We start from the raw sequence: 7,314 nt of genomic DNA on the forward strand, positions 1-7,314 counted from the left end.
CAACGGTCCTTAGGGGGAGGGCGGTTCAGCCGAGCAGGCGGGCGGCGCGGTCGAGGGTCTCGCGGAAGTTGTCCTCGGTGGTCCGCTGCCGGGCCTCCTCGACCGTGAGCCACTCCAGCGGGGAGGCGGGGTTCTCCGGCCGGGCGTCGTCCGGGGTACCGGTGGCCAGCAGGAAGCGCAGGTCGGCGTGCTCGTGGGCGGGTTCGACGGGCGAGGCCGGGACGGGCACCACTGCGAGGTGGAGGAGGGCGGCGTCGGGCCAGGGGGTGAGGTCGGTCAGGCCGGTCTCCTCCAGGCCCTCGCGCAGGGCGATGTCCAGCGGCAGCGTCTCCCCCGGGTCGCCGTGGCCGCCGACCTGCAACCAGGCCTGCTGGCGGACGTGCCAGCGCAGCAGCACCCGTCGGGTGGGCGGGTGGACGATCAGCGCGGAGGCGGTGAAGTGCAGCGGGGTGCCGCGGTCCCAGGCGTCGGGGGCGTCGACCAGGGCGCGGGCCCGGGCGTGGTCGGCGGCCTCGACCGGGCCCTGCGGGCGGTGGTCGGCCAGAAGTCGGGCCAGGCCGGGGCTCTGCGGTGCGGTGCCCGTGGTCACCATGGTGATGTGCTCTCCTCGTTCCGCCTCGGGGCGGCGTCGCGCCGTCCCCGCCGGGCCGCGTCACGGCGAGGAACGCCAACGGGCTTGCGGGAGCGGTCGGTCGGGTCGGGGCTCCGGTTCCGGTGAACCCGGGAAGCCTAGCCCCGGGGCGGCCGGGCGGCCCACCGGTTTTCCCGGCCCCGGGGCCGTACCTGCGGGGCCGTACCCGCGGGTCAGCGCGCCCGCCCGGAGGCCGTAGCCTGTGGTGATCGTTTCGGGACAGGTGGAGGGATGTCGTCATGGTGGCTGCTCCGGCGCTCGCCGAGCTGCGCGAGGTGTGCCAGCCGCAGGCCAAGCTGCAGAGCCGCAACGGTGAGCACTGGGCGGGTCGGATGTACATGCGGGCGATCTCGCTGCGGACCACCCGGCAGCTGGTGCGCACCTCGGTCTCGCCGAACACCCTGACCTGGGTGATGGTGGTGTGCGGGGTCGGCGGCGGCGCGGCCCTGCTGATCCCGGGTCCGACCGGCGCGGTGCTCGCGGCGGTGCTGTTCCAGCTGTTCCTGCTGTTCGACTGCGTGGACGGCGAAGTGGCGCGCTGGAAGCGCCGGTTCAGCATGGCCGGGGTGTACGTGGACCGGCTCGGCGCCTATCTGGCGGACGCCGCGCTGATGATCGGCGCCGGCGTCCGGGCGGCGCGCGGCGGCTCGGAGCTTTGGGTGTCGGCGGGCCTGGCGGCCGCGCTGGGCGTGGTGCTGCTCAAGGCGTCGACGGACCTGGTGGACGTGGCCCGCGCGCGCAGCGGACAGCCGCCGGCGGACGAGGAGTCGACCCAGCCGCGTTCCCAGGGCATCGCGACGGCCCGTCGGTTCGCCTCGATCTTCAAGATCCACCGGGTGACGAACGGCATCGAGGCCTCGCTGGTGCTGCTGGCGGCGGCCGTGGTGGACGCCGGGCTGCACGACCTGGACGCGACCCGGTGGACGCTCGCCGGGATCACGGTGATCACCTGGGGGATGGTGGTGGCGCACCTGGCGTCGATCCTCTCCTCCTCGCGGCTGCGCTGACGTCCGGCGGCCGCAACCGGCGCCGCCACCGGCCTCCGTAGGGCCGAGCCGGCCCTCCCCCACCAGGGGGAGGGGCCCCGCACGAGCCCGTCGCCGGGCGGACGCCGTGGCGGTGGCCCGCACGTGAGGGTGAACGCATGACGACGCCCCAGCCTGCGGCCACCGGCCCCACCACCACCGCCGCCACCGCATGTAGCGCCCCGACCGCGGCGCCCGCCGTTCCCGCCCCGCCGCGCTGGGCGGTCCGCGCCGCCCACGTGGCCGCGGTCACCGCGCTGCCGGCCGGGCTGTGGCGGCTCGGGCTGGTCCTGGGCTGGCACGGCGGGTACACCGACGCGGGCTACCACGCGGTGGGCTTCACCGGCTGGAACGCGGTCTGGCCGCTCACCCTGAGCGTGCTCACCGAGGCGCTGGCCCTGCTCACCCTCGGGCTGGTCCGCCCCTGGGGCACGGTGCCGCCGCGCTGGGTCCCGCTCCTCGGCGGGCACCCGGTCAACCCGCGCCGCGTCGTCCTGGCGGCCTCGCTGGGCGCCGCCGGGCTGACGGTGCTCTGGACGCCGTTCCTGGCCTGGTGGGCGATGGCCCACCCGAACATGACCCCGCTCGGGCACCTGCTGGTCGGGTTCCTCTACCTGCCCGCCGTCGCCTGGGGTCCGCTGCTGGCGGCGGTCACCGTCTCGTACCACCGCAGGCACCGCGGGGCCGGCGCCTGACCGCGGAAGCTACCCGTGCCGGGCCACCTCGGAGCCGCGCCCGCCGCCGGGTTCGCCGTCGTGCCCGTCGTCGAACTCGCCGCGCTCGCCCGGCTCGTTGCGGGCGAGCGCGGCGAGCACGGTGTCGAGCAGTCCGGGGAAGCGCCGTTCCAGGTCGACCGTCCGCAGCGCGGAGAACCGGCGGTTGGCCTCCTCGCGCTGGCTGATCACCCCGGCCTCGCGCAGCACCTTGAAGTGGTGGCTGAGGGTGGAGGGCGCGACGTCCACCGGGAAGGTGCCGCAGGCCCGTTCGGGCTCGGTCCGCAGAACGCGCACGATGGTCATCCGGGTGGGGTCGGAGAGCGCGTGGAGAACGTCGTACAGGTCGATCTCCTCGGTCGCCGGGTGGGCGGGCGCCGGCCGGCGACGGGTGCTGCGGGGCACGCTCCTACCTCCTCTGATCTGGGATGTTCGACAAACGCCGAAACGAGCGGTACCACTGTGCCACGGCAATTTCGCCGTTCGTCGAACATCGTAGTCCAGGGGGACCGACATGCGCGCACTGGTGATGACCGCACCCGGTGGAGCCGAGAACTCCGAGATCCGGCAGGTCGAGGCGCCGCGCCCCGGCCCCGGCCAGGTGGCGATCGACGTCGCCTGGGCCGGACTGAACTTCGTGGACGTGATGGCCCGCCGGGGCGACGGCGGATACACCTCCGAGTGGCCCTACCTGCCGGGCAAGGAGGTGGCCGGTACGGTCCGGGAGCTCGGCGAGGGCGTCACCGGACTGGCCGTGGGCGACCGGGTGGTCGCCGCACCGGTCGGCGGCGGACTGGCCGAGGTCGTGGTCGCCGAGGCCGTACTGACCCTCCCCGTCCCGGACGGGCTTGAGCTCAGCACGGCCGCCGCCGCCCCGCTCGGCCTCGCCACCGCCGTCCTGCTGCTCACGGACGCGGGTCGGCTGACCGCCGGGGACAACGTGCTGGTCCACTCGGCGGGCGGCGGCATCGGCAGCGCCATCGCCCAGCTCGTCCCGCTGCTCGGCGGCGAGGGCACTCTGATCGGCACGGTCGGCCGCCCCGAGAAGGCCGCGGCCACCGTCGACCTCGGCTACCACCACGCCTTCGCCCGCGACGAGGAGCTCGCCGAGGCCGTCCGAACCGCCACCGGCGGCCGGGGCGTCGACCTGGTGCTCGACCCACTGGGCACCGCCGCGCTGGAGCTCGACCTGACGGTCGCCGCGCCCGGCGCCCGGATCGTCCTGTTCGGCAACGCGGGCGGCGGCGAGGTGAACGACCTGCCCCCGCTCGGCCGTCTGATGGGCGGCAACCTCTCCGTCACCGGCTTCAGCCACCGCGCCTTCGCCGCCACCGCCCCGGAGCGCCTCGCTCGGGCCATCCGCACCACCCTCGGCCTCCAGGCCGACGGCGGCCTCACCGTCCCGCTCACCGAACTGCCGGGCCTGGAGGCCGTACCGGCGGCGCACGACGCGATGCAGGAGGGGCGGGCCACCGGCAAGTACGTGGTGCGCGTGGCCGGTTGACCAGGCAGCCGGGGCCGGCGCACGACGGACAGGTGAAGTGCGCTGGTGGCGGGCGGGGGCGCTGGGCGACGGGGTGGACGCCGTCTACCTGATGTGGCCCGGGATCCCCGTGCGGCCACGGATCGTGGAGCCGATCGCCGAGCACGCCGAGCGGGTCGTCCACCTCTCGACGGACGTGCCGGACGCCGCCGACGACGAGCCGCCCGCGATCTTCCACCAGGAGATCGAGCGGCTGATCCGCAAGTCCGGCCTGGGGTGGACCTTCGTCCGGGCGATCGACTTCGCGGGCAACGTGCTCGCCTGGGCCGACAAGGTCCGCGCGGGCGTCGTCCGCTGGCCGTACGGGCAGGCCCGCCGCTCGCTGATCCACGAGCGGGACATCGCTGACGTGGTCGTACGGGCGCTCACCGAGGACGGGCACGAAGGCGCCAAGTACCTGGTCACCGGGCCCGAGGCGATCGCCCACGCGGCCGAGCACCTGCTCCACGGTGTCCGTCACCCGGCCCGTAGCTTCCGCTCCTGGGTGCGGGAGCACGCGGAGGACTTCCGGTAGTCCGCCACGCGGCGCACCCGGTCGGGGCCCGTACGGCACGACGGGCCCCGACCGGAGCCAAAAGGGGGTCGGGACTCAGGCGTCGAAGGTCAGCACCGCCTTGCCGTGAAGCCGCCCGGCGAGCAGGGCGTCGACGGCCTCCGCCGCGCCGTCCCAGCTCCCGCGCCAGGTGATGCCCGGGTCCAACTCCCCCGCGGCGACGCGGTGTGCGAGCCAGGTGAGGTCCCGGCCGAGGCCGGTGCAGCCGAGCAGGAAGAAGGTCACCAGGCTGCGGTCGTGCCGCTGCTGGTCACCGAACAGCGCGCCGAACGGGAAGTCCTCTCCCTGGCCCGCGATGTGTCCGGCGGCGACCAGGGTGCCACCCTCAACCAGGGCGGCGTAGGCATCGACCAGCTGAGGCCCGCCGACCAGCTCGACCACTCCGTCGACCGGACGCGAGGCCTGCCCGGGCGCCCCGACCACCTCGTGCGCGCCCAGCCGCTCCAGCAGAGCACGGTTCCGCTCGGGTGCGCCGGTGGACGCGATCACGTACGCCCCTGCGGCGCGGGCGAGTTGGACGGCGTACCGCCCGACGCCGCCGGTGGCCGCCGTCACCAGTACGGTGCGGCCGAGCAGCGGCCCCGCGCGGTGCAGGGCGCGCAGGGCGGTGGCGCCGGCGACCGGGATGGTGGCGAGCGCGGCCGGGTCGGCCCCGGCGGGTGCGACGCCGATCAACTCGGTGTCGACGGCCCGCAGTTCGGCCCATGCACCGGCGGGCATCAGGGTGACCACCGGAGTCCCGGCCACAGGGCCGGAGCCGTCGGCGGCGGCGCGCTCCACGATTCCGGCCGCGTCCCAGCCGAGCACGGTGCCGTCGGGGGCCGAGTCGAGGCCGAAGGCGACCTCACCGTGGTTGAGCGAGGTCGCGGTGACCCGGACCAGCGCCTGGTGCGGCGCAGGTTCGGGGTCGGGGGCGGTGCCGAGGCGAAGGCCGCCGGGAGCCGAGCGGTCGACCAGAAGTGCGCGCATGGAGGATCCTCCCCTGAATTCTGCCACTGAGTGGCATAAGCCTACAGGTGGCAATCGCTGCCCGGATACACTGGCCCGGATGACCCCGATGACTCCGGATGACCCCGCGCTCCCCCTGCGCGAGCGCAAGAAGCTGCGCACCCGCCAGGCGCTCATCGACACCGCGCTGGAGCTGTTCGGCGAGCGCGGCTTCGACCGGGTGACCCTGGACCAGCTGTGCGAGGCGGTCGAGGTCTCCAAGCGGACGTTCTTCCGCGCGTTCAGCAGCAAGGAGGACGTCGCGGCGGCGCCCACCCAGGACCTCTGGACGGCATTCCTGGAGGTGCTGGAGGACCGCCCGCCGCAGGGCCGGCCACTGGTCTCGCTGTACGAGGAGGTCCTGGTCGAGGCGATCGACCGGATGTCGAGCCCGGGGTGGGCCGAACGCGCCCTGGCGAGCCGGAAGTTGGCCGCCGTGACGCCCTCGATGGACGCCCACGGACTGGCTTTCTGCGGCCGTGTCAGCCGGGAGGCGGCGGCCGTCACGGAGCGGCGGTTCACCCTGGACACCGCCGAGGAGGGCGTCGCCGCCCTGCGCATCCGGCTCGCACTGGACATGCTGGTCTCCGCCTTCCACCAGGCCCTCGCCGCCTGGGTGGCCCAACCCTCCGGACACACCCGCGAGGACCTCGCCCGGCGCCTCCGAGCGGCCTGCGCCGAGCTCCCGGGCACCCTCGCCACGACGGCGCAACCGCGCGGCGAGGAGACCGTGCAAGCGCCCGTGTCCAGGACGACGACCGTCGGCGACGAGCGCACGGCGCTCGGCGGCCTGCTGCCGCGGAACGCCTGAGGTCGGGGCGGGAGTCAGTCCCGCTCGACGGCGAGCTCGATCTCCCGGTGCGTCTCGTCGCCCGGCACCGGCACGGACACGCCGGAGTGCTTGAAGCCGGCCCGCTCGTACATGGCCTGGGCGCGGGCGTTGTCCTCGTGGACGTACAGCCGGACGCGCTGGAGCCGGGGCTCGGTGAGCGACCAGGCCCAGTCCTGGGCGGCCCGGATCAGCTCGTGCGCCAGGCCGGTGCCGCGCGCCTCGGGGCGGACGTAGACGCCGACGACGTGGGCCTGCGGGACGGTGATGACGTCGCCGCCGAGGGCGCCGTCCCCGCCGGGCTGCTCGACGAGCACGGTCATGGTGCCGAGCCAGCGCCCGTCGGGGGCCTCGGCGACGCCCTGCCACACGGCCTCGCCCTCGGCGGCGCCGGCGGTGCGCTGCTGCCAGAACCCGTCGGGCTTGGCGGAGGCGTTCTCGTACGTGTCCAGGAAGGCGAGGTGCGCGATCGGGTCCTGCAGCGCGGCGAGGCGGATCTCCTTGACCCGCTCCCACTCGTCGGTCCGTACCCGTCTGATGGTGGTGCTCATCGCACGATCATCACGAGCGCCCGTCCGCGCTGGCAACCCCCTTTTCCACGCCGCCGGACCGGGCTTCCCCCGGCTGCGGCAGCGGCCCCGGGAGCTCGCGGAGCGGGTTCGCCGCATCCACACGGCGGCAGGCAGCGGGTCCCGCCGAGACCGGGGAAGGGGCTCACGCCTCAGGGGCGCTCGAAGGCCTCCACGGCGCGCTCGGGCACCTCGATCACGATCGAGTGCATGCTGTCGATCCGGGAGACGATCGCCTCGCGCGGCCCCCGGCGCCAGATCTCGCTGCCGTAGAAGGCGACGGCGGCTCCCCCGGGAGTTCGTACGACGGGGCGGCCGGGGCGGCTCCCCCCGGACCAGGGAGGTGAGCCTAGTGGTGGCCGTGGACGGGAAGTCGGCCCGGGCCCCCTACCCACCACCCCCCCCCGCGCGGCGCGGGGGTTTGGGGCGCCCCCCCCCCCCAGGGGGGCGCCCCGGGGGTGTTA

9 protein-coding genes are annotated in these 7,314 nt (G+C 75.1%); 5 read left to right on the top strand and 4 right to left on the bottom strand.

Annotated elements, in window-relative coordinates:
* Positions 1–25: 25 nt before the first annotated feature.
* Entirely contained in the window at positions 26–592 is a 567-nt protein-coding gene (locus tag ACH4J0_RS20440) for an NUDIX hydrolase (protein ID WP_396241950.1), read from the bottom strand.
* Between the two features lie 278 nt (positions 593–870).
* Here ACH4J0_RS20440 and ACH4J0_RS20445 point away from each other — a divergent pair, with 278 nt between their 5' ends.
* Both ACH4J0_RS20445 and ACH4J0_RS20450 read left to right on the top strand, forming a co-directional pair.
* Positions 871–1,638: a CDP-alcohol phosphatidyltransferase family protein gene (locus ACH4J0_RS20445; protein ID WP_396241951.1), complete on the top strand. Its 768-nt coding sequence runs from the start codon at positions 871–873 to the stop codon at positions 1,636–1,638.
* Between the two features lie 137 nt (positions 1,639–1,775).
* Positions 1,776–2,351: a hypothetical protein gene (locus tag ACH4J0_RS20450; RefSeq protein WP_396241952.1), complete on the top strand. Its 576-nt coding sequence runs from the start codon at positions 1,776–1,778 to the stop codon at positions 2,349–2,351.
* Between the two features lie 9 nt (positions 2,352–2,360).
* Here ACH4J0_RS20450 and ACH4J0_RS20455 read toward each other — a convergent pair whose 3' ends face one another.
* Complete coding sequence (locus ACH4J0_RS20455; protein WP_396241953.1) at positions 2,361–2,774, bottom strand: ArsR/SmtB family transcription factor; 414 nt, start codon at positions 2,772–2,774, stop codon at positions 2,361–2,363.
* Between the two features lie 109 nt (positions 2,775–2,883).
* Between ACH4J0_RS20455 and ACH4J0_RS20460 the strand changes: the two genes are divergently transcribed.
* Positions 2,884–3,873 (top strand): zinc-binding alcohol dehydrogenase family protein, encoded by a 990-nt coding sequence (locus ACH4J0_RS20460; RefSeq protein ID WP_396241954.1) that lies wholly within the window; start codon positions 2,884–2,886, stop codon positions 3,871–3,873.
* Between the two features lie 37 nt (positions 3,874–3,910).
* A complete protein-coding gene (locus tag ACH4J0_RS20465; protein ID WP_396241955.1) occupies positions 3,911–4,426 on the top strand; it encodes an SDR family oxidoreductase in 516 nt (171 codons plus the stop codon).
* 75 nt (positions 4,427–4,501) lie between these two features.
* Here the strand turns inward: ACH4J0_RS20465 and ACH4J0_RS20470 are convergent, their stop codons facing one another.
* Positions 4,502–5,434, bottom strand: a complete 933-nt coding sequence (locus tag ACH4J0_RS20470) for a zinc-binding dehydrogenase (protein ID WP_396241956.1) — start codon at positions 5,432–5,434, stop codon at positions 4,502–4,504.
* A gap of 79 nt (positions 5,435–5,513) precedes the next feature.
* Between ACH4J0_RS20470 and ACH4J0_RS20475 the strand changes: the two genes are divergently transcribed.
* A complete protein-coding gene (locus ACH4J0_RS20475; RefSeq protein WP_396241957.1) occupies positions 5,514–6,263 on the top strand; it encodes a TetR/AcrR family transcriptional regulator in 750 nt (249 codons plus the stop codon).
* Positions 6,264–6,277: 14 nt separating this feature from the next.
* On the opposite strand, the gene ACH4J0_RS20480 is transcribed toward ACH4J0_RS20475, so the two are convergent.
* Positions 6,278–6,832 (bottom strand): GNAT family N-acetyltransferase, encoded by a 555-nt coding sequence (locus tag ACH4J0_RS20480; protein ID WP_396241958.1) that lies wholly within the window; start codon positions 6,830–6,832, stop codon positions 6,278–6,280.
* Between the last annotated feature and the right edge of the window lie 482 nt (positions 6,833–7,314).

This window comes from Kitasatospora sp. NPDC017646, from assembly GCF_044329365.1.
Lineage (GTDB): Bacteria > Actinomycetota > Actinomycetes > Streptomycetales > Streptomycetaceae > Kitasatospora.